The organism is Streptacidiphilus jeojiense (assembly GCF_000719095.1).
Lineage (GTDB): Bacteria > Actinomycetota > Actinomycetes > Streptomycetales > Streptomycetaceae > Streptacidiphilus > Streptacidiphilus jeojiensis.
Genome location: NZ_JOEH01000036.1, coordinates 38067 through 59313 on the forward strand (window position 1 = coordinate 38067; position 21247 = coordinate 59313).

22 protein-coding genes and 1 pseudogene are annotated in these 21247 nt (G+C 70.3%); 10 read left to right on the top strand and 13 right to left on the bottom strand.

All coding sequences use genetic code 11. The features are described from left to right. Positions 1-16 precede the first annotated feature (16 nt). The 3 genes and pseudogenes from IF29_RS48190 (at position 17) to IF29_RS0135885 (ending at position 3603) form a co-directional block, all read left to right on the top strand. Positions 17-834, top strand: a pseudogene (locus IF29_RS48190) (ABC transporter permease). Between the two features lie 57 nt (positions 835-891). Further along, the gene (locus IF29_RS0135880) at positions 892-1581 is read left to right on the top strand and encodes a Clp protease N-terminal domain-containing protein (protein ID WP_051726483.1); all 690 of its coding nucleotides are present in this window, start codon (positions 892-894) and stop codon (positions 1579-1581) included. Positions 1582-1647: 66 nt separating this feature from the next. Then, positions 1648-3603, top strand: coding sequence for a Xaa-Pro dipeptidyl-peptidase (locus tag IF29_RS0135885; RefSeq protein ID WP_380525026.1), 1956 nt, complete (start codon positions 1648-1650; stop codon positions 3601-3603). A gap of 76 nt (positions 3604-3679) precedes the next feature. Here IF29_RS0135885 and rph read toward each other — a convergent pair whose 3' ends face one another. Together rph and IF29_RS0135895 are read right to left on the bottom strand one after the other, a co-directional pair. Beyond that, a complete protein-coding gene (gene rph / locus IF29_RS0135890) occupies positions 3680-6316 on the bottom strand; it encodes a rifamycin-inactivating phosphotransferase (protein ID WP_030264574.1) in 2637 nt (878 codons plus the stop codon). Between the two features lie 234 nt (positions 6317-6550). Continuing rightward, the gene (locus IF29_RS0135895; RefSeq protein WP_030264578.1) at positions 6551-8008 is read right to left on the bottom strand and encodes an MFS transporter; all 1458 of its coding nucleotides are present in this window, start codon (positions 8006-8008) and stop codon (positions 6551-6553) included. A gap of 155 nt (positions 8009-8163) precedes the next feature. Between IF29_RS0135895 and IF29_RS0135900 the strand changes: the two genes are divergently transcribed. Both IF29_RS0135900 and IF29_RS42745 read left to right on the top strand, forming a co-directional pair. Then, positions 8164-8661 (top strand): MarR family winged helix-turn-helix transcriptional regulator, encoded by a 498-nt coding sequence (locus tag IF29_RS0135900; RefSeq protein WP_051726484.1) that lies wholly within the window; start codon positions 8164-8166, stop codon positions 8659-8661. A gap of 75 nt (positions 8662-8736) precedes the next feature. After that, complete coding sequence (locus IF29_RS42745; RefSeq protein WP_475630831.1) at positions 8737-9855, top strand: IS630 family transposase; 1119 nt, start codon at positions 8737-8739, stop codon at positions 9853-9855. On the opposite strand, the gene IF29_RS0135910 is transcribed toward IF29_RS42745, so the two are convergent. The 4 genes from IF29_RS0135910 to IF29_RS0135925 all read right to left on the bottom strand — a co-directional run bounded on the left by IF29_RS0135910 (position 9856) and on the right by IF29_RS0135925 (position 12237). Further along, complete coding sequence (locus IF29_RS0135910) at positions 9856-10095, bottom strand: hypothetical protein (RefSeq protein WP_030264583.1); 240 nt, start codon at positions 10093-10095, stop codon at positions 9856-9858. It lies immediately after the preceding gene. Positions 10096-10137: 42 nt separating this feature from the next. Further along, positions 10138-10683 carry an SMI1/KNR4 family protein gene (locus IF29_RS0135915; protein ID WP_051726486.1) on the bottom strand — a complete coding sequence of 182 codons (546 nt, stop codon included), beginning with the start codon at positions 10681-10683 and terminating at the stop codon, positions 10138-10140. A 60-nt stretch (positions 10684-10743) separates the two neighbouring features. Continuing rightward, on the bottom strand, positions 10744-10899 hold the full coding sequence (locus IF29_RS47155) for a hypothetical protein (protein ID WP_198037653.1): 156 nt from the start codon (positions 10897-10899) through the stop codon (positions 10744-10746). A gap of 108 nt (positions 10900-11007) precedes the next feature. Then, positions 11008-12237, bottom strand: coding sequence for an RNA-guided endonuclease InsQ/TnpB family protein (locus IF29_RS0135925; RefSeq protein ID WP_030264587.1), 1230 nt, complete (start codon positions 12235-12237; stop codon positions 11008-11010). Positions 12238-12266: 29 nt separating this feature from the next. Here IF29_RS0135925 and IF29_RS45510 point away from each other — a divergent pair, with 29 nt between their 5' ends. Further along, positions 12267-12425: an Arc family DNA-binding protein gene (locus IF29_RS45510; RefSeq protein WP_030264590.1), complete on the top strand. Its 159-nt coding sequence runs from the start codon at positions 12267-12269 to the stop codon at positions 12423-12425. Between the two features lie 80 nt (positions 12426-12505). Here the strand turns inward: IF29_RS45510 and IF29_RS0135935 are convergent, their stop codons facing one another. Continuing rightward, entirely contained in the window at positions 12506-12757 is a 252-nt protein-coding gene (locus tag IF29_RS0135935) for a GNAT family N-acetyltransferase (protein WP_030264593.1), read from the bottom strand. Positions 12758-12846: 89 nt separating this feature from the next. Then, complete coding sequence (locus tag IF29_RS0135940; protein WP_030264600.1) at positions 12847-13704, bottom strand: chitosanase; 858 nt, start codon at positions 13702-13704, stop codon at positions 12847-12849. 297 nt (positions 13705-14001) lie between these two features. On the opposite strand from IF29_RS0135940, the gene IF29_RS45515 reads away from it, so the two are divergent. From IF29_RS45515 to IF29_RS0135955, 3 genes are all read left to right on the top strand, one after another. Further along, positions 14002-14238 carry a DUF6191 domain-containing protein gene (locus IF29_RS45515; protein ID WP_084715424.1) on the top strand — a complete coding sequence of 79 codons (237 nt, stop codon included), beginning with the start codon at positions 14002-14004 and terminating at the stop codon, positions 14236-14238. A gap of 88 nt (positions 14239-14326) precedes the next feature. Beyond that, positions 14327-15022 (top strand): type 1 glutamine amidotransferase domain-containing protein, encoded by a 696-nt coding sequence (locus IF29_RS0135950; protein ID WP_030264606.1) that lies wholly within the window; start codon positions 14327-14329, stop codon positions 15020-15022. Continuing rightward, complete coding sequence (locus tag IF29_RS0135955; RefSeq protein WP_030264609.1) at positions 15019-15747, top strand: SDR family NAD(P)-dependent oxidoreductase; 729 nt, start codon at positions 15019-15021, stop codon at positions 15745-15747. Before IF29_RS0135950 ends, IF29_RS0135955 begins: the two co-directional genes overlap by 4 nt. Positions 15748-15753: 6 nt before the next feature. Here the strand turns inward: IF29_RS0135955 and IF29_RS0135960 are convergent, their stop codons facing one another. The 5 genes from IF29_RS0135960 to IF29_RS0135980 form a co-directional block, all read right to left on the bottom strand. Next, complete coding sequence (locus IF29_RS0135960) at positions 15754-16614, bottom strand: metal ABC transporter permease (protein WP_030264612.1); 861 nt, start codon at positions 16612-16614, stop codon at positions 15754-15756. Beyond that, complete coding sequence (locus tag IF29_RS0135965; protein ID WP_030264615.1) at positions 16611-17519, bottom strand: metal ABC transporter permease; 909 nt, start codon at positions 17517-17519, stop codon at positions 16611-16613. The genes IF29_RS0135960 and IF29_RS0135965 overlap by 4 nt, the downstream gene beginning before the upstream one ends. Next, a complete protein-coding gene (locus IF29_RS0135970) occupies positions 17506-18408 on the bottom strand; it encodes a metal ABC transporter ATP-binding protein (protein WP_084715425.1) in 903 nt (300 codons plus the stop codon). The genes IF29_RS0135965 and IF29_RS0135970 overlap by 14 nt, the downstream gene beginning before the upstream one ends. A 6-nt stretch (positions 18409-18414) precedes the next feature. Next, entirely contained in the window at positions 18415-19392 is a 978-nt protein-coding gene (locus IF29_RS0135975) for a metal ABC transporter solute-binding protein, Zn/Mn family (protein WP_030264622.1), read from the bottom strand. Between the two features lie 140 nt (positions 19393-19532). Then, positions 19533-20387: an NAD(P)H-binding protein gene (locus IF29_RS0135980; protein ID WP_030264626.1), complete on the bottom strand. Its 855-nt coding sequence runs from the start codon at positions 20385-20387 to the stop codon at positions 19533-19535. 77 nt (positions 20388-20464) lie between these two features. Here IF29_RS0135980 and IF29_RS0135985 point away from each other — a divergent pair, with 77 nt between their 5' ends. Then, entirely contained in the window at positions 20465-21220 is a 756-nt protein-coding gene (locus IF29_RS0135985) for a helix-turn-helix domain-containing protein (protein WP_030264628.1), read from the top strand. Positions 21221-21247: the final 27 nt, after the last annotated feature.

Consider the following 21247-nt stretch of genomic DNA (forward strand, 5'->3'; position numbering starts at 1 on the left):
CATGCTCGCGGTCGGGATGACCTTCGTCATCCTGGTCGGCGGGATCGACCTGTCGGTCGGTTCGGTGATGGCGCTGTGCGCGGTGGTCTCCGGGCCGCTGCTCACCGCCCACGGGATACCCACCCCGGTCGCGGTGCTGCTGGCGGTACTGGTGTCGGTGCTGGTCGGCATGGTCTGCGGGCTGGTCAACGGACTGGTCTCGGAGCGCTGGCGGGTGCCGTCCTTCATCATCACCCTGGGCATGATGAACGTGGCCCGCGGCGCCGCGCTGCAGTACACCGACGCCAAGACCACTACGACTTCCCGCAGGGCTTCTCCACCTTCGGCACCTCCACCCTGCTGGGCGTGCCCACCCTGTTCTGGATCGCCCTGGCCATGGTGGCCGCCGGCCACTTCGTGCTCACCCGCACCGTCTTCGGACGGCTGGTCTTCGCCATCGGCAGCAACGAGGAGGCGGTGCGCCTGTCGGGGCACCGCACCTCCGTCGTCAAGGTCTCGGTCTTCGTCATCAGCGGCCTGACCGTCGGCATCGCCGCCGTCACCTACATGGCCAGGCTGAACATCGCCAGCCCGATCCTGGGCGACGGCGACGAGCTCAACGCGATCGCGGCCGTGGTCATCGGCGGCGCGTCGCTGTCGGGCGGCAAGGGCTCCATGATCGGCACGCTGCTGGGGGCCTGCCTGCTCGGCGTGCTCACCAACGGCCTGCTGCTGATGGGCGTCTCGGACTTCCAGCGCCAGATGATCACCGGCCTGGTGATCATGGTCGCCGTGGTCGTCGACCACTACCGCGGCCGCCTGGCCGCACGGCTCCCCGCCGAGGCGGGCTCCTGACACACCGATCGTCAATTTCTTCTTGACGATCGGGAATCGTCAACTTACGCTTGACGCATGAGTCCACTCGACATCAACCTCGCCGACCTGATCGCCCGCCTCAACGAGGAGCTGCCCGACGACGCCGACGAACTGGCCCGCATCAGCGAGGCGCGGCTGCGCGCCCAGACCCTGTCCGACCTCGGCGACCAGCTCGTCGACCACTACGTCAGCCGGGCCAGGCAGGCCGGCGCCTCCTGGAGCGAGGTCGGCGACGCCATCGGGGTGTCCAAGCAGGCCGCCCAGCAGCGGCACACGCCCAACGTGTTCGAACGCTTCACCGACCTGAACCGGCACAGCGTGGTGCTGGCGCAGGAGGCCGCCCGGACCCACAAGCACGACGCCATCGGCACCGAGCACATCCTGCTCGGCCTGCTCGGCGAACCCCGCGGCCTGGCCTACGAGTTGCTGGTGGCCAAGGCCGAGTCGGAGCAGCGGGTCCGCGCTGCGGTCGAGCAGGCGATGGCACCGGCCGGCAAGAAGGCGCTGCGCGGCCACATCCCGTTCCGGCCGGACAGCAAGGAGGTCATCGAGCAGGCGGTCCGCGCCGCGGCCGACCTCGGCCACGACTGGGTCGGCACCGAGCACAGCCTGCTGGGCCTGATCCGCACCGAGCAGAGCCCGGCCGCGCAGATCCTGCGCGGCCTCGGCTTCAGCTCGGACGAACTGCACGAGACGGTCAGGTCGGCGGTGGGGCGCCGGCTGTAACGTTTTTGTTGATGTCTCGTCAAAACTCTTCTGGATGGGGTGCCTCACGAACTAACTTCGACGCTTGTGACTATACGTAGCTACCGCGCGACCGCCGTCGTCACCACGATCCTGGTCACGCTCACCATGGCGCTGCTCGGCTCCCCCACCGCCCGGGCCAGCTCCGCCGTCCAACCGGGAACGGTCCGCAGCGGTGTCAGCCAGCCGCTCTACTCCTACGCCAACGCCATCCGGGAGACCGTCTGGGTCGACACCGGACTGGACGGCGACGGCGACGGCCGCACCGACCGGGTCGCCGCCGACATCATCCGCCCGAGCGAACCCGCCGCGGCCGGACTGAAGATACCGGTCATCATGGACGCCAGCCCGTACTACTCCTGCTGCGGGCGCGGCAACGAGAGCCAGGTCAAGACCTACGACGCGCAGGGGAAGCCGAACCAGTTCCCGCTGTTCTACGACAACTACTTCGTCCCGCGCGGCTATGCGGTGGTGCTGGTCGACCTGGCCGGCACCAACCGCTCGGACGGCTGCGTCGACGTCGGCGGCCCCTCCGACGTCACCTCGGCCAAGGCCGTGGTCGACTGGTTGAACGGCCGCGCCACCGGCTACAGCGCCCGCACCGGCGGCAGCGCCGTCACCCCCACCTGGACCAACGGCTCCGTCGGCATGATCGGCAAGTCCTGGGACGGCACCATCGCCAACGGCGTCGCGGCCACCGGCGTCCAGGGCCTGAAGACCATCGTGCCGATCTCCTCGATCAGCTCCTGGTACGACTACTACCGCTCCGACGGTGCCCCCCTCTACGACGGCACACCGGCCGACCTCGCCTCCTACGTGGAGAGTTCGACCGCCGCGTCGCACTGCAGCGCGGTGCAGAAGCAGTTGGCCGCCGGATCGCCGTCCAACGGCAACTGGTCCAGCCTGTGGCAGCAGCGCGACTACGTCGCCTCGGCCGCCAACGTGCACGCCAGCGTCTTCGTGGTGCACGGCATGGAGGACCTCAACGTCCGCGACATCAACTTCTCCCAGTGGTGGACCGCGCTGGCGCAGACCGGCGTGGACCGCAAGATCTGGCTGTCCCAGACCGGCCACGTCGACCCGTTCGACTACCGGCGCGGCGCCTGGGTGGACACCCTGCACAGCTGGTTCGACCACTACCTGCTGGGCGTCGACAACGGCATCCAGAACGCCCCGGTCGCCGACATCGAGCGGGCCCCCGACCAGTGGACCACCTCCGCGACCTGGCCCGCCCCGGGCACCGTGAGCAGCACCCTGAACCTGAAGCCCGGTGCGCTGACCACTGCGGCCGGCAGCGGCACCGCCTCCTTCACCGACAAGCCCAGCGTCGGCGAGGACACCTGGGCGGCCGAGGCGGGCAGCACCACCTCGGAGAAGACCGTCTTCAGCACCGGCACGCTGACCGGCGACCTGCGGATGTCGGGCCAGGGGTCGATCACCCTCAGCGTGAAGTCGTCCACCAAGAGCGCGCACCTCAGCGCCGTGCTGGTCGACCTGGGCGCGGCCACCATCCGCAACTACGAGGGCGCGGGCGAGGGCATCACCACCCTGACCACACGCTCGTGCTGGGGTGACAGCACCGCCGGCGACAGCGCCTGCTTCCTGGACACGGCAGCCGACACCGAGCAGGTCGGCTACACCATCTTCAGCCGCGGCTGGGCCGACCTGGGCCACTACGCGAGCCTGAACACCGCCTCCACCATCGCCCCCGGCAAGTCCTACTCGATCACCTTCAACCTGGCCGGCACCGACCACGTGGTCCCGGCCGGGCACCGGCTGGCGCTGATCGTGGCCGGCACCGACAACGGGCTGCTCAACCCGGCCTCCACCACCCCGACCGTCACCGTCGACCTGGCCCACTCCTCGGTGTCGCTGCCGCTGGTCGGCGGCGCGGGCAGCCTGCAGCAGGGCGCCCGTCCGGCTGCCACCGCGCAGAGCACCGCGGTACGGGGGCTGACCCCGGCTCCGGGCTTCTTCAGCAGCCAGTTGGAGGACTTCCGCTAGTCCCGGACTCCGCTCCGGTGTGCGGGCCGGGCCCAACGCCCGGCCCGCACACCGTCGTTCCTGATCCGGGCACCGGTCAGGACAGGATCTCGACGTAGCCGCCGGCTCCGTGCACCCGGATCCGCTGCCCGTCCCGGATCAGCCGGGTGGCCTGCTCCACGCCCACCACCGCCGGCAGCCCGTACTCCCGGGCGATCACCGCGCCATGGGTCATCAGGCCGCCCACCTCCGTCACCAGCCCCGCGACCGCCACGAACACCGGCGACCAGCTGGGGTCGGTGTAGGTCGTGACCAGGATGTCGCCCGCGTCGAGATCCGCCTGCGCCATGTCCAGCACCACCCGGGCCCGGCCCTCCACGATCCCGGCCGAGACCGGCAGCCCGACCAGGGCGCCGGCCGGCACGTCGTCGCGCCGGTAGGCCCCGGAGAGCACCTCCCCGTCCGAGGTGATCAGCCGCGGCGGCGTGAGCGCCTGGTGCACCCGGAACGCCTCCTTGCGCCGCTGGACCAGCCCGCCGTCCACCCGGCCGGTGCGCGCCAGGTCGTGCAGCTCCTGGAAGGTGAGGTGGAAGACGTCCTCCTCCTCGGCCAGCAGGCCGCCCCGCACCATCCGCCCGGCCTCCTCCAGCAGCGCCTGCTTGTAGACGAAGTAGCGGCTGACGATGTTGTACTTCGGGTACTCCCGGTAGCCGGCGAAGGCCCGCACCTGGTCGATCATGCGCCTGGTGTCGTCGGCCTTCTGCTCCCCGTCCGGCAGGGCGCGCAGGCGTGACAGCACGTCATCCTGCTTGCGCTGCGCCTCCAGCAGCCCGTGCTCGAAGCGCCGCGCGGCGGCGCCCGGCTCGAAGTTCCTGACGTTGTCCAGGATCGCGGGCACCAGCGTGCCGGGCCGCTCGCTCCAGCGCGGCCTGGTGATGTCGATCTCGCCGGCGCAGCGCACGCCGTACCGGTCCAGATAGGCCTCAATGGCGTCCCGGGCTTCGGCACCGCCCGGGAGCTTCGGCAGCTCGTCCAGGAAACCGCCGTCCTGAACGCCCTGGGCCTGGACGCCCTGCAGGAACGCCACCACCTCCCGATGCGGACGGATCACATCCGCGACATCGAGCAGCGCCAGCCCCATCTCGGAGGTGATGTTGCCGGGGGCGGACAGCGTCAGCGTGTCGGCCGCGTTCCTCTCGCCCAGCCAGTCCTGCAGCTGGTCGTTGAGCCACCAGGTGGCCTCCATCACCGCCATGATCGCCTGCATGTTCGGCGGATCGGCGAGGACCCGCTTGTGCTCGACGAAGGCCTCCAGCAGGAAGTCGAACATCGCCGCCCCGGTCCTGGACCCGATGTCGCGCCGCAGCGCGGCGAGCGACGCCTCGCTGCGCTCGACCAGCTCGGTGACGATGGCCGGATCGGCCTCGGCCGGGACCGCCGACGCATCTCGGGCCGAAGCCCCGCGGGCCGGCCGCCCGCCGGGGTTCCCCTCCGGCAGTGGCAGGACGAAGTCGCCGCGGTCGAGCAGGGTCTCCAGCGCGTCCCTGGTCAGCGGATCGGACCTGCCCACCATCTCCAGGAAGCCGGCGCGGCTCGCGGGCGAGGCCAGGTTCCGGGTGGCGTCGACGAACAGCCGTCCGCCCGCCTCCAGCATCGGCGCCATCGCGGTCAGCTGCCACATGGACAGGCCCAGCGGCTTCATGGCGTCGGTCATCATCTGCTGGTGGCCGACCGAGAGGTAGACGTGGTTTCCCCCGTCGCCGCCCGCGGTCCCGGGGACCGGGAACAGGGTGGTGATCGGCCGGCTCTGGACGATCCGGAAGTCGTCGTCGACCAGGCACCACTCGATGTCCTGCGGGCTGCCGAAGTGCGCCTCGATCCGCCGGCCCAGCTCCACCAGGCGCACCACCTGCTCATCCGTCAGCGCCGGTTGCCGCTGCTGCTGCGGGTCGATCCGCACTTCCTCGGTACCGCCGGTCGGCACCGCCCGCAGGGCACGCTGCTTGACGGCGACCGTCCTGGCGACGACCTCGCCGTCGCGCACCGTGAAGACGTCCGGGTTCACCAGGCCGGAGACCAGGGCCTCGCCGAGGCCGAAGCCGGCGTCCACGGTGGCGGTCCTCCGGTTGCCGCTGACCGGGTCGGCCGTGAACAGGATGCCGGCCGCGTCCGGGAGCACCATCCGCTGCACGACCACGGCCATCCGCACCGTGCGGTGGTCGATGCCGTTGCGCCGGCGGTAGGTCACCGCCCGGTCGGTGAACAGCGAGGCCCAGCACCCGCTGATGTACCGCAGGACCGCGGCCGAGCCGGTGACGTTCAGGTAGGTGTCCTGCTGGCCGGCAAAGGAGGCGGTCGGCAGGTCCTCCGCGGTCGCGCTGGACCGGACTGCGTAGGCGGCCCGCTCGCCGTGCCGGGCCAGCGCGTCGGTGACCGCGGCCGCCAGACCCTCCGGCAGCGCGGCCTCCTCGATGCTCCGGCGGATCTCCGCGCTGAGCGCGCGGACCGCTTCCCGGTCGTCCGGGTCGACCCGCGACAGCCGATCGAGCAGAGCGTCGACGGCCGGCAGCTCGGCCATCACCCGCCGGAAGGCGTCCGTCGTCACGCAGAAGCCGGCCGGCACCCGGATGCCCTCGATCCGCGACAGCGCGCCCAGGTTCGCGCCCTTGCCGCCGACGACCGCGAGCTGCGTCCCGTCGACCTCGTGGAGATCCCGCACGTACTGATCGGTCATCGCGCTTCCTCCGAACGACACCCGCACGTTCTGCCCTCGTTTCTGCAGGTTATGGCCTTGAGCCACGATTCTGCGGCAGGACCCGGGCCTTGCCGCAAGCCCCCCGGTGCGCTATAAGTTGAGAGTGGCAAGGAGAGACCTCTCCTTGCCTTTGCCATGTGCCGCGCACCCCGGAAACGACAGCGCCGCGGCCCACCCCCGGGCAGGGGCGGACCGCGGCGGCGTAGAGGCGGGTCAGGCCTGGGCCGGGGCCGGGGAGTTGGCGCTGTCCTCGTCCACGGTCAGCTCGTCGTCGCCGCCGGCGCGCTTGAGCGCCGGGATGCAGGCCGCGATCAGGGCGCCCACCAGGGCGACGCCGCAGCCGAGCAGCAGGCCGGACCGGAAGCCGTCCTGCGAGGTGAAGGTGTAGCCGGAGACGGTGGTCGTCATCTGCGCCAGCACCACGCCGACGACCGCGGCGCCGATCGAGGTACCCAGGGCGCGCATCAGGGTGTTGAAGGCGTTGGCGGCGGCGGTCTCGGAGAGCGGGACCGAGCTCATGATCAGTGCCGGCATCGCGCCGTAGGCCAGGCCGACCCCGCTGTTGATGACCATGGCGACCAGCATGATCCCCCAGGCGTGGCTCATCAGCGCCTGGGCCAGACCGTAGCCGGCCGCCATCACCAGCACACCGCTGATCAGGGTGAACTTGGCGCCGCGGGCATTGGTGAGCTTCCCGCCCAGCGGGGAGACGATCATCATCATGATGCCGCCCGGGGCCATCCACAGACCGGCGTCCAGCATCGACTGCCCCAGGCCGTAGCCGGTGGCCTTCGGGAACTGCAGCAGCTGAGGCATGATCAGCATGCTGGCGTACATGCCGACGCCGACGAACATCGACGCCGCGTTGGTGACCAGGACCCGGGGGCGGGCGGTGGTGCGCAGGTCCACCAGCGGCGCGGTGTTGCGCAGTTCCCAGACGCCCCAGGCGAGGAACAGCACCACCGCGGCGGCGAACAGTCCGATGGTGGTGGCCGAGGTCCAGCCCCAGTCGGCGCCCTTGGAGACCGGGAGCAGCAGGCAGACCAGACCCGCGCCGAGGCCCAGGCCGCCCAGCAGGTCGAAGCGCTGCTGCTTGCCGCCGCCGGGGGTGTGCGGGATCAGCGACCAGACCAGGGCGCCGATGGCCAGCGCGAGCACGGCCGAGCCCCAGAACAGGACCCGCCAGTCGGCGTACTGCGCCACGGCCGCGGCGATCGGCAGCCCCAGGCCGCCGCCGATGCCCATGGAGGCGCTGACCAGCGCGATCGAGGAGGAGAGCTTCTCCGCCGGGACGACGTCGCGCAGCAGCGCCACGCCCAGCGGCACCATGCCCATGCCCATGCCCTGGAGGCAGCGACCGATGATCATCGGCAGCACCGAGGAGGACAGCGCGCAGACCACCGAGCCGACGAACAGCGGGACCAGGCAGATCAGCAGCATCCGCTGCTTGCCGAACATGTCGCCGAGTCGGCCCGAGATCGGCGTGCAGACCGCCGACGCCAGCAGGGTCGCCGTGATCACCCAGGTGGCGTTGGCGGTGGAGGTGTGCAGCATGCTCGGCAGGTCCGCGATCAGCGGAGTCACCAGTGTCTGCATGATGGCCGCCACGGTGCCCGCGAACGCGAGCGTCGCGACGATGGGACCCGAGCGGGCCGATGGTGATGCGCTCATGGGGGAGGACTCCTCGACAGTGCCGACCTTGTGCTGGCTCAATATGTATCATACATATTGAGTGTATGAGCCATCCCTCATGCATGGAACACAATGATCGGGCAGTGTCGGAACGCCTGGGACGAGGCGGCACACCGGCACGGAGAGGCAAGGCCATGGCCACACCCACCGACGAGGTCGAGTTCGAGCAGATGCTGCTCAGCCGGCACGGCCTGCAGTCCCCCGGCGCGCGGTTCGCCGGCCGGGTCCTGGACAAGAGCGCGTACATCCTGCTGAGCCGGATCCGGCTGCAGGGGCCGATGTCGATCGGCGAGTTGAGCGAGGCCTTCGACCTGGACGCCTCCACCCTCAACCGGCAGACCGGCGCGGCGATGCGCGCCGGCCTGGTGGAACGCATCGCCGACCCGGCCGGCGGCATGGCGCGCAAGTTCCGCACCACCCCGCTCGGGGAGGAGATGCTGGAGCGGGACCGCGTCCAGAACATCCGCTCCCTGGACGCGGTCATGGCCGACTGGACCGACGCCGAGATCGCCGCCTTCGCCGCCCAGCTGCGTCGCTTCAACGCCGGCATCGAGCGGCTCGGCGGAAGGGTCTGGCCCCGGCCGGAACACCGGGCGGGCGCGGAGCCGGCACCGCTGCCCAGCGCGATCTAGTGCTTTGACCGGGATGGTTCGCCGGGTTGGTGCTGCTGGCGGTTGGATGTGCGGTGGCGTCCGTTGATCCGACCGTTGGGGGTGTGGTGGCAGAGCCGCAGGTTGACCGACCAGGAAGGGCAGAAGCTGCAGCAGATCGTGCGTCGGGGCAGCACCAGTTCGGTGCGGTACCGGCGCGCGATGATGCTGCTGGCCTCGGCCGGCGGGAACCGGGTCCCGGTGATCGCGCAACTGGTGCAGGCCGACGAGGACACCGTCCGCGACGTGATCCACCGGTTCAACGAGATCGGCCTGGCCGCCCTGGACCCTCGGTGGGCGGGAGGCCGTCCCCGCCTGCTCAGTCCTGACGACGAGGACTTCGTCGTCCAGACGGCCACCACCCGCCCGACCAAGCTCGGCCAGCCCTTCACCCGCTGGTCGATCCGCAAACTCGCCGCCTACCTGCGGAAAGTCCACGGCCGCGTGATCCGGATCGGTCGCGAGGCGTTACGGTGCCTGCTCGCCCGCCGCGGCGTCACCTTCCAACGCACCAAGACCTGGAAGGAATCACCCGACCCCGACCGCGGCACCAAGCTCGACCGGATCGAGTATGTGCTGGAGCGCTTCCCCGACCGGGTATTCGCGTTCGACGAGTTCGGTCCGCTCGGCATCCGCCCCACCGCCGGGTCTGGCTGGGCACCCGCCGGCCATCCCGAGCGGCACCCCGCGACCTACCACCGCACCCACGGCGTCCGCTACTTCCATGGCTGCTACTCGATCAGCGACGACACCCTCTGGGGCATCAACCGCCGCAAGAAGGGAGCCAACAACACCCTGGCCGCCCTCAGGTCGATCCGCGCGGCCCGCCCGGACGGCGCCCCGATCTACGTCGTCCTGAACAACCTGTCCGCCCACAAAGGCGAGACGATCCGGCGCTGGGCGAAGAAGAACCGCGTCGAGTTGTGCTTCACCCCGACCTACGCGTCCTGGGCCAATCCGATCGAGGCCCACTTCGGACCGCTGCGGCAGTTCACGATTGCGAACTCGAACCACCGCAACCACACTGTCCAGACCCGGGCCCTGCACGCCTACCTGCGCTGGCGCAACAAGAACGCACGCCACCCCGACCTGCTGGCCGCCCAGCGCCGCGAGCGCGCTCGCATCCGCAGCGAGAAGGGCATCCGCTGGGGCGGACGAGCGCGCATGGCGGCCTGATCACTCACTGACGTTCAAGGTCGCGCAGTCCACGACCCCCAGCTCGGACAGCACCGCCCGAAGCCGATCCAGTGCCGCAGCAGGGTCCGAGTCCTCTTCGATTTCGAGGTCAAGATGGCAGCGACCCATGCCGCTGCCCGCGCCGGTGACCTCGCCGTCGAGCTCGAACGCCGCCTCCAAAACCTCCTCGACCTCGTCACGATCGATCGGCAGCCCCACGAACACGATCTCAACGAACACCCCGGTCCTCCCTCTCAACCCGGCGAACCATAGCGGTCACAGCTAGGTCCAGGCCGGTTCGAAGCCGGTGCTGGGGGCCAGGACGTCCTCGTCGTCCTCGTCGAAGAGTCCGCAGGTCTCCGTCTCGATCCGGCGGCTCAGCAGGCCATGCAGGAACTCGACCGCGCCCAGGGCATGCGGCTCGTAGAACCAGCTGCGTGGATTCCAGGCGACCACGGTCCAGTCGTCGGGCTCGCCGACGGTGAGCCAGCAGAAGTACGCGCCGTTGTCGAGCCCGGCCCAGGGGAGCAGGCCGCCCGGTTCCGGGTGGAACGGGTAGGGGCACTTCTCCGGGTTGTGCTTGCGGAAGGAGGACTCCCGAATGAGGATGCGATCGGCCTGCTCCTGCAGCAGGTTGCGCTCGCCGAACGGCGTCAGTGGCGCGATGAAGTCGGCGAACAGGCCATAGCCGTAGCGCGTCACCAGGGTCTTGAAGTCGGCTGGGAGGCCGAGGCCGAGGGCCGCCTCGACCGCCGACCAGTCGCCGGTCGCGCAGACCGGGGCGGATGGCGGCGGTGCGAGGCGGAGCAGGTCGTCGATCGCGGTCATGGCCCGGAGCCTAGCGCCGTGCCGGGCGTCGCAACCCGGTGGACCTATCCGGCCACAGCACTAGCCCAGGCGCAGGACGGTCTCCTCGATCTCGGCCTTCCGCGCGGACGCGTAGGAGACCTCGGTGCCGATCACCGCGAAGCCCGCCCTGCGCAGCACCGCGAGCGATCCGGCGTTGTCGCTCGCCGCGCGGGCGTACAGCGGCCGGGCCGACACCGCGTCCAGGAGAAGGGCGAGCGCCCGGCCGGCAACCCCCGCCCCCAGACCGTGCGGTCGATCCAGAAGTTGACATCCTCCCCTCCCTGAAGGGAGGGGATTCCTACCTCACGCTGCCTGACGGTCCTGCGGGCTGTCGGGACTTCCACGATCAACGGTAGCCGGGTAGAGACCAGCCCGGACGAGCATCACGCGCGCGGAGTTCTTGTCCCTCGGGGAGACGGTGCCGCACGAGGTGCACGTATACGTTCTCTCGGAAAGAAGCAGGCGGTGCTTGGCTCTCACACCGCAGTGCGCGCAGTCCATCGTGGTGAACGCCGGATTCACCAGATGCACGGTCCGTCCGTGCTTGCGGCCCATCTCGATCAGGGCCCTCTTCGTCGCACCGATGGCAGCGTCGGCGGCCTTGCGGGCCATGGTGGACTTGGCGAGGAACTTCGGCTTGAAGTCCTCCACCGCCAGCGCGTCATGGTCGCAGACGACCTGCTTGGCCCACTTGCGGGCCGTGTCCTGACGCTGCCGTGCGACCTTCTTGTGTAGCTTCGCGGTCTGCTTCCTGGCCGCGCGGTAGCCCTTCGATCCCGACTTGCCCTTGGGTGGCTTCCGGCGGGCCATCATCCGCTGGTAGCGGGCGAGTTTCGCGGCAGCGGTCTTGCCGTGTTCCGGGTGCGGGAGGTCGTGGGCGTCGCTGGTGGTGGTCGCGGTCTCCTTCACGCCCCAGTCGATACCGATGACCGCGCCGGTCGCGGGCAGCGGCTGCACCTCGGCGGCGGCGACGAACGAGCAGTACCAGTGTCCGACGCTGTCGCGGTACACGCGCACCGACGTGGGGTCGGATGGCAGGTCTCGCGACCACACCACCGTCAGCACGATGCCGCCCGCGAGGTGCAGCCTGCCGTCCTTGATGCGGAAGCCACGCCGGGTGTAGTTCAGCGACGGCCGCGCCTCGCGCTTCTTCTTGTAGCCGGGCATCCCGGCGCGCTGCTTGACGGGCAGTCGGGCCTTGACGTCCTTGATGGCCTTGGCGCGGGACTTCGCGAAGTCCCGGATCAGCTGCTGCTGCGGCACGGAACTGCCCTCCCGCAACCACGACATGGCGGCGCGGGCTTCGGTGAGCATCTTGTCGAGCTGCGCCGGACCGCACGTCAGCTTTTCCGCACCCTCGGAGAGTGCCCCGTTGGCGGCGTGGACCTGCTTGGACTTGGCAACCGACTCGTTCCAGATCCACCGGCACCGGTCCCACTCCGCTTCGAGCAGTGTGAGTGCGGTCGCCGACACGCGGAGCCGGTAGGTGTACCGGGCGTGCCCGGCATCCTCCGTCCCGCGTGGTGTCGTCATGCTGTCAGTTTAGTGTCTACGCTGGATGGATGGATGATGAAAAGCGCATCACACTGCGGCTTCCTCAAGACCTTCACGAATGGCTTGCCGCGCAGGCCAAGGCTGCCCGGCGGTCCCTCAACTCCGAGATCGTGCACCGCCTGGAGGTCGAGCGCGGCACCGTGGTGGCAGACGACGAATCGCCCTGACGGCGATTCCTCTCTCCCGGCCCTGCTCCGCAGGAGCCCGATTCCTCCCCGGCCTGAAGGCCGGGGCATCCTCGGAGGTATCAGGTGACCTCGGTGGCGCCGTCGACGACGAAGGCACCGACGCTGCCGACCAGGCGTCCGCCCAGCGTGACCGCCAGCGAGGTGACGTCGGGCGAGGCACGCACCTTGGCCATGTGGCGGTCGAACGCCGCCCGGTCGTCCGGGTCCTCGGCCGTGAAGGCCGCCATCCGGACCGACTCGGGGTCACGCATCTGATCGAACAACGCGTCCAGATCGGCGTCCTCGATCGGCCGCAGTGCCACGTCCGCCACCGGTGTCCCCCTCGCCCCGCTCCGGCCGGTCCGCCCGGTCCGCCCGGTCCGCCCGGTCCGCCGGACGAAGCTACCAGCGGGCGGTCCGGTCAGTTCTTGATGGTGTAACTGTCGCCGTAGGTCTTCCAGGTCAGCGGCGGGTTGAGGTCCAGGTTGCCGGCCTTGAGGAAGACCCGCTGCTCGGTGTCGACCCGGCTGGTGTCGTCATGGGCGGCCTCGGTGAGCATGGCGGCCTTGCGGGCGTCCAGGAAGGCGTTGAGGTAGGTGGTCTCGTTGCCGCCCTGGGCGGGGGTCTTGGCCTTCTTCAGGGCGGCCTTGCGGATCCCGCCGAAGCTGGTGGGGTCGTCCCCGGGGCCGTGCATGACGATGGCGTCGTAGTAGATGAACTGGCCCAGCGCGTGCAGCCCGTCCGCCTCGGCCTGCTGGACGGCGGGGTTGAAGTAGACCCGGTCGCGCTCGTTGTCCTGCGCGGTCTGGAAGACGGTGTCCTTGGCGGCGGTCTTCCAGGCGTTGACGAAGGCGGTGCCCAGGCCGGCGTGCGAGTCGGTGCCGTTGACCTTCTTCAGCGCGGGCAGGTACTTGGCGAGCGGGTTGCCCGGCTCGGCGGCGGTGTAGGCCTGGACGAGTTCGAGCATGTCCCCGGTGCCCGAGCAGAACCCGATGATGCCGGCGGTGTAGCCGCGGCCGTCGCCGATGTCCTCGATGTACTTGTACTGGGCCTTCCAGTCGAGCGAGGAGTTCTCGGCGCTGGAGACGAGCTCCATCGCTATCTCCTTCTTGTGCGCGTCGGTGAGGTTCACCCCGCTGGCAGCCGTGGCCTTCGGCGTGGTCGAGGCCATCGCCTGGACACCGGCGAAGCTGAGCGCGCCGGCGGCGGTCAGGGCGGTGGCGGCGAGCAGGGTGCGTCGGCCCAGGCGCGCGGAGCGCCGGTGGTTGGACTGCGTCATGGTCGTTCTCCTGGAGCGAGGGTGCGGGGCACGGCGATGGCGCGGGGACCCGGCGGGCCGTGCGGGGGTACGACCTGCCGGGTCGGCGGCCCGATGAGGGGATGTCAGCATCGGGACGGCGCAACCGAGTTAGGAAGGTTGCCTAACTGGCTTGTCGGCGATCCTGCCGGGTTGAACCGATCCCGTCAATCCGCCCACCGCAGCCCTAACCGGACTTGCGGCGGCCCTGAGGTCCCCTTAAGGAAGCCGCCCCGGGGCCGGACGGAACGCCCCACGCCGCTCCCCCGTTGGAACGGTATGAGCATCTTCGAAGTCCTGTTCGCCCCCGGTCGACGGCACGTCGAGGAGGAGAAGAACAGGCTCGAATGGACCCGCGACGAGGAGGGCGACGGCACCCCGCACCGCGGGCCGATCGACCTGGACAGTGGTCACGTGGTCATCCGCACCCCCGACGAGGACCGGGATCAGCCGGATCCGGGAGCCGGCGCGCATCGAACACCTGCGCCAGGTGCGCCTGGTCACATAGGTGCATAGAGTGGGCGAAGGGGGATATTCGCGGCGGCGTGTCGGTTCATGGGTCATCCCGCCGAACCTGACGCACGTCCCGAAGGAGATCCTTCCGATGGCCAAAGTGCTTTTCATCGTGAGCGGAGCCACCTACTGGGTGTTGAAGGACGGAACGAGGTACGCGACCGGGTACTGGGCCGAGGAGTTCGCCAACCCCTACAAGATCTTGACGGACGCCGGCCACGAGATCGTCGTCGCGACGCCGAACGGCGTGACCCCGAACGTCGACATGATGAGCCTGCGCCCCGAGATGGTCGGCGGAAACGACAACGCCCTGGAGTTGGAGGCCGTCATCCGCTCCGCTGAGGTGATGCGCCGACCGCTGCAGCTCTCGGACGTCCGCCTCGAGGACTACGACGCGGTGTACCTGCCGGGCGGTCACGGTCCGATGTCCGACCTGGCCTGGGACGCCGATGCCGGACGGCTGCTGACCCAGCAACTGGCCTCGGGCAACCCGCTGTTCATCGTCTGCCACGCACCCGCCTCGATGCTGGCCACCAGGATCCACGGCGAGTCCCCATTCAAGGGCTTCAACGTCACCTGCTTCACCGACGAGGAGGAGGAAGGCGTCGGGCTGGCCTCCAGGGCGCCCTGGCTGCTGGAGACCGATCTGAAGGAGAAGGTCGGGGTCAACTTCAGCCGCGGCCCCGTCTGGAAGCCGTACATGGTCGAGGACCGCAACCTGGTCACCGGTCAGAACCCGGCCTCGGCTGCGGTCTTGGGCGACCGGATGCTGGAGATCCTCAGGTGACGACGGCGGGTTCAGACACCGTCCGGAAGGTCGCGATCATCACCGGTGCCGGCGGAGGCATCGGCTCGGCCCTCGTCACCGCCTACCTCGGCCTCGGCTACGCCGTCGTGGCCACCAGTCGTGCCGTGCCGCGATCCGCGGATCCCCAACTGCTCGCCCTCAGCGCCGATCTGGCCGAGGCCGGTGCGGGCGAACGGATCGTTGCGGCGGCGATGGACCGGTTCGGTCGGATCGACACCCTGGTCAACTGCGCCGGCGTCTACATCGGCAAGCCGTTCACCGACTACACGGACGAGGACTTCGACCGGATCGTCGGCGTGAACCTGCGTGGATTCTTCACCGTCTCGCGCAGCGCCGTCGGGGCGATGGTCGCCCGCGGCGAAGGCGGCGGCCACCTGGTGAACATCTCCACCTCCCTGGTCGACCAGCCGGATGCGCAGGTCCCGTGCGCGCTGGCGTCGCTGACCAAGGGCGGCCTGAACGCGGTCACCAGGGAGTTGGCGATCGAGCTCGCGGGGCACGGCATCCGCGTGAACACCGTCTCGCTCGGCGTCGTCCGGACTCCGATGAACCCGGAGGCGACACCCGAGCTCAAGGCCCGCCATCCGCTGGGGCGGATGGCGGAGGTCGACGACGTCGTCCAGGCCATCACCTACCTCGAGCAGGCGTCCTTCGTCACCGGCGAGATCCTGCACGTGGACGGCGGCCAGAGCGCCGGCCACTGAGCCCCCTCACCCCGCTGCCGGACTCGCCGTCCCCAGGGGCGCTCGCTGCGGGCGGATCAGGAAGGTGGCGCCGTAGACGGCCGTTGCGGCGGCCATGATGGCGAAGCTCGGCGGGAGGCTGGGGATCAGCGCGCTCGCGGCCAGGCCCGCCCACAGCTCGGCGACGGCCAGTCCGCCGGACAGGGCCAGCGCACGGAACGGACGGTCCGTCAGCCGGATCGCCGCTCCGGCGGGGGCGGCCAGCAGGCCGAGCAGCAGCAGCGAGCCGACCGCCTGGGTCGCCTCCCCGGCACAGGCGCCGACCAGCGCCAGGAAGCCGAACCCCAGCACGCGGACCGGGACGCCCCGCGCCGCGGCGACGGACTCGTCCACGGTGGCGAACAGCAGCGGGCGGGCGATCAGCAGCACCACCGCGCTGATCGCGACCGCGACCAGCACCGCGACCAGGGTCTGGCCGGTGCTCAGCCCGAAGATGGAGCCGAACAGGACGGTGGTTCCCGCGCCGCCCATCGCGCCGCTGCGGGAGGTGGTGTAGAGGGTGAGGAAGAAGGAGCCCAGCCCGAGGATCCAGGCGAAGGCGCTGCCGATGACCACGTCGTCGGCGCGCCCGGACCGGCCGATGCCGGCCAGCAGCAGCCCGGCGGCGACGCAGCCGACGAACAGGCCCAGGCGCAGGTCGTACCCGCCGGCCAGAGCCGCCATGGCGCCGGTGAAGGCAACGTGGCTGAGGGCGTCGCCGGTGAAGATCTGGGCCCGCAGCACCAGGAAGTAGCCGACCAGACCGGCCGCCAGGGCGATGAACGTTCCGGCGAGCACCGCGTTGTGGAAGAAGGGCTGGCCCCAGGCCGAGACGGCGAGTTCGGTCATGCCGCACCCCCCAGCAGCGCCGGGCGGCCCTGGCGGGCGCGCACACCGGCCAGGGCTCGGGCGGCATGGGCGGCCAGGAAGGCGGCGAAGGCGAAGGTGCTGACGAAGAATCCCAGCGGGTAGGGCCAGTAGAAGGCGGCCAGCAGGCCCAGCCAGGTCACCGCCAGGCCGATGGCGACGCTCAGCAGCAGGCTGCGGCCGGGTCGGGCGGTGAGCTGCTGGGCGGTGGCGGCGGGCAGCACCATCAAGGCGAACACCAGCAGCGCGCCGGTGATCTGCGCGGCCTCGGCGGTGGCCGCGCCGAGCAGCACCAGGAACAGGGTGGACAGCAGCCGCACCCGGACCCCGCGCCCGGCGGCGACCTGCGGGTCCACCGAAGCAAACAGCAGTTGACGCCCCATCACCGCCAGCACCGCGAGGACCGCAATGGCCACCGCGGCGAGGATCAGCACCTGGTCTCCGGTGATCCCGAGGAAGCTGCCGAACAACAGCGCCTGCGGGCCCTCCAGCAGCCCCTTGTAGAGCGCCATGAACAGGTAGCCGCAGGCCAGCAGGAACGCCTGGACCACGCCGGTGGCCGCGGACTCCCCCGCACCCCCGGGCTGGCCGTCGCGCCGCAGCCCGGCGATGGCCAGCGCGGCGGCCACGCAGAAGCCGAAGTAGCCCAGGCTCAGGCTCATCCCGACCAGGGTGGCGAAGGCCGCGCCGGGGAAGGCGACCATCGACAGGGTGTGTCCGGCGAAGGTCTGCCGGCGCAGCACCATGAACCAGCCCACCGCCCCGGCGACCACGGCCACCACGGCGCCGGCCCGGAAGGCGTTGACCATGAAGGGGTAGGACCACATCTGCTGGAAGTCCGCCAGCAGGTTCCAGGAGAACGCGGTCGGGCCGTCAGACTGCGGCATGGTGGCCTCCGTGGGTGGAGGGGGCCTCGGGCTGGCCGACCACGACCAGCCGCCCGTCCGCTGTGCGCAGCACCTCGACCGGGGAGCGGTAGAGCCGGGTGAGTGTCTCCGAGGTGATCACCTCGGCCGGGGTGCCGGCCACGGCGCCGCCCTCGGCCAGGTACACCACCCGGTCCAGATGGTGCAGGATCGGGTTCACATCGTGGGCGACCATCACCACGGCCACCCCCTGCTGGTGGCAGATCCGCCCGATGAGCGCCGCCACGGCGCTCTGGTTGGGCAGGTCCAGGCTGTCCAACGGCTCGTCCAGCAGCAGCACTTCGGGTCGGCGGACCAGCGCCTGGGCGATCAGCAGCCGCTGCTGCTCGCCGCCCGAGCACTGGCCGATCGGCCGGTGCGCGTACGCGCCGGCGCCGACCAGGTCGACGGCCTCGGCGACGCGTTCGCGGTCGCGCCGGCGGGCGGCGCCGAACGGCAGCGGAACGCCCCAGCGGTCGCCGTCCAGGCCGAGCCGGACCACGTCCAGGCCGCGGATGCGCAGGCTGGGGTCGAAGCTGCGCCGCTGGGGCAGGTAGCCGATCCGGGCCCCGGCGCTCTGGCCCGGCTGCCCACCCAGCACCCGGACCTCGCCAGCCGCCGCGGGCAGGACGCCGAGCAGCACCTTGACCATGGTGGACTTGCCGACACCGTTGGGGCCCAGGACGGCGACGAACTCCCCGGCGCGGACCGTGAGGTCGACCCCTGACCACAGGGTCCGCCCGCCGACGCGCGCCGCGGCGCCGCGCAGTTCCAGCACCGGCTGCGGCGTCTCGGCCCGGGTCGGCGCGGGGGGTGCCGTTTCGGGTCGGGTGGCTGTGACTGCGGCGGGGGTGCCTGTGATCGGGTTCATGGTTCCCTACTTCCCGGCGGCTTCGGCGAGGGCGGCTTCGATGCCCTGCAGCTCGGTGACCTGCCACTGCTGGAAGGTGTCGCCGGCCGGGGCGAGGGTCTCGGTGACGGTGGCCACCGGGATGCCCTCGGACTTGGCCAGCTTCACCTGGGCGACCACGTCCGGGGTGGAGTTCTGGCTGTTGTAGACGTAGACCTTGATCTGCTTGGTCCTGATCTGCTGGTCGATGGTGGCCTTGTCGGCGGCGGTCGGGTCGGTGCCCTCGCTCATGGCGTCCAGGAAGCTCTCCGGGGTGAGCATCTTCAGTCCCAGCCCCTCGGCGAGAGGGGTGACGATCGACTCGGAGGCACCGATCGGGGTGCCGGCGTACTTGGCCTTGATGTCGCTGATCAGCTTGTTGTACGGGGCCAGGGTCTGGGTCTCGAAGGCGGTCTTCCGCTGGTCGAAGTAGTCGGCGTTGGCCGGGTCGATCTTCTTGTAGTCGGCGGTGATCGCCTCGATGACCTGGTGCACGTTGTCCGGCGAGTACCAGCGGTGCGGGTTGCCGCCGGGCTTGATCCCGACCAGGTCCCCGACCTTCAGCTCGGTGCGGCCGCTGCCGGGATTGGTGGCCAGCAGCTTGTCGGCCCAGGCGTCGTAGCCGATGCCGTTGACGATGCTGAACTGCGCGGTGGTCACGGTGCGGGCGTCGGCGGCGGTGGGCTCGTAGGAGTGCGGGTCGGTGTCCGGGTTGGTGATGATGCTGTCCACCTGGACGTGACTGCCGCCGAGCTGGGCCGCGATGCTGCCCCAGAAGTTCTCCGCCGCGACCACCTTGATCACCTCGCCGCCGGCCGCGCTGTTGCCGCTGGAGGCGGGAGCCGTGGACGCCACCGGCGAGCTGGTGGAACACGCGCTGGTGGCCGCGAGCGCCACGACGCCTGCGGCACCGAGCACGAGCCGCAGGGCTCGGCGGCTGACGGTGCGGGACGGTATGGCCTTCATGGCGCGCAACTCCTTGGGCAGAACAGATCAGCGGGACAGGCACCAGGCTAGATGGAAACGATTTTCACCACCAGCTCCAATAGAGTAGAGATGAAAATCATTACCAAATCTTGACCCGGTGCCCCGCCCCGTCCGAGGACTTACGCATTCGGTTGCCCGAATGCGGCCCGGTGGTCGTCGGCCCAGGTCGCGTAGGTGCGCGCGGTACGGCCGAGCGCGCTTGCCACGTCACCGGTCAGCCGGGCGTTTCCCCCTTCGGCGATGAACCGCTGGCCGCGCATCGCTCCGTCGGCGAAGTCCGGATCCCGGCCGGCTGCGATCATCTGTGCCCTCGCCACCCCCAATGGGACGTCGACGATCTTGATGGACCGGCCAAGTACCCTCCGCAGGATCTCCACCTGGTCGGGTGTGCTCAGCAGCTCGGGACCTGTCAGCGTGTAGGTCCTGCCCGCGTGATCCGGCGTGGTCAGCGCCACGACTGCGACCTCGGCGATGTCGCGTGGATCGATCACGCCCTGGGCGCCTTTCCCTGTCAGGTTGGGGACCGGCTGCCCCGCCTGGATCATGGAGGCCCAGTGCAGGGTGTTGGTGGCAAAACTGCTGGGCCGCAGGATCGTCCAGGACGCATCGCCCGCGCGCAGCGCCCGCTCACCAGGGAGGTGCCATCCACCGGCCCTCAGCCCGGTGTCCTCCCCGGTGCCGATGGCTGACAACTTCACCGCCCTTGCGACGCCATGGGACTGCACGGCGTCGAGCATCGCCAGGTCGTGCCGCTCGATCCAGGGGCCCGGCGCATCCAGCATGAAGACGGCGTCGACCCCTGCCACCGCGCTGTCGAGGGAGTCACGGTCGTCGAAATCTCCCCGTACGACTTCCGCAGGAAGACTCGCGCCCTGCGGGTTCCGCGTCATCGCCCTGACCCGCTCGCCGCGCTCAGCCAGGAGTCGGACCACTTCAGTGCCGATGGTGCCTGTCGCACCCGTAACAAGGATCATGTCGAGCACTCTGCTGCCCAACTGCCCTGTGGATATAGGAAAAACCGGCAGGCTCGTAAAGTGGCGGCGTGGACTCGATGACATTGAGGCGCGCTCTCCGGCCCTGGGTCGCGAATGTGACGCTGATGCGGCCCGACAGCGCTCTGCCACTGGTGCACCTGCCCGACGCCGCCACCGCACTGGTCTATCGCAGGACCGGCGCGCACAACGGCGACCTGCGCGTGGTCGGCCCGCGTAGCCGCGCCTCTTACTATCCCGGCAAGGAACTGCCGATGTGCATCAGGGTCCGGCTGCGTCCCGGTGCGGCCAGGCCGGTGTTCGGGATCCCGGTCAGCGAGCTGCGAGACCGAGCCGCGCCACTCACCGACCTGTGGGGGGATCGCGCCACCCGCCTCGAACACCAGCTCAACGAGCTGACCGGACCTGACCGGATCCTGCAGGGCATCGAGGACGCGCTGCTCGAAAGCCTGCACACCGGAGCGGACTCACACGACCTGCTGCTCCGCCAAGCCGTCGAGTCGCTCTCCACCACCAGCGAACGAGTCGCCACGCTCGCCTCGCGGCTGTCGGTCAGCGAACGCCACCTGCGGGACGTGTTCACCGACCGGGTCGGCCTACCGCCCAAGCACTTCGCCCGCATCCAGCGTGTTCGCGCCGTGCTGGCCGGGGCGGACTCCGCACATTGGGCGGAAGTCGCCTCAGAAGCCGGCTACTACGACCAGTCCCACATGACGGCCGACTTCCACAGGCTTATGGGAGTGCCGCCGGCCGCCTTCCGCGCGGGCCGCCTCCCCGCCACGACGCCATGCGCCCAACCTCCGTCAGCGCCCTGACGCCGAGGCGGGGTGCAGGTGACAGAC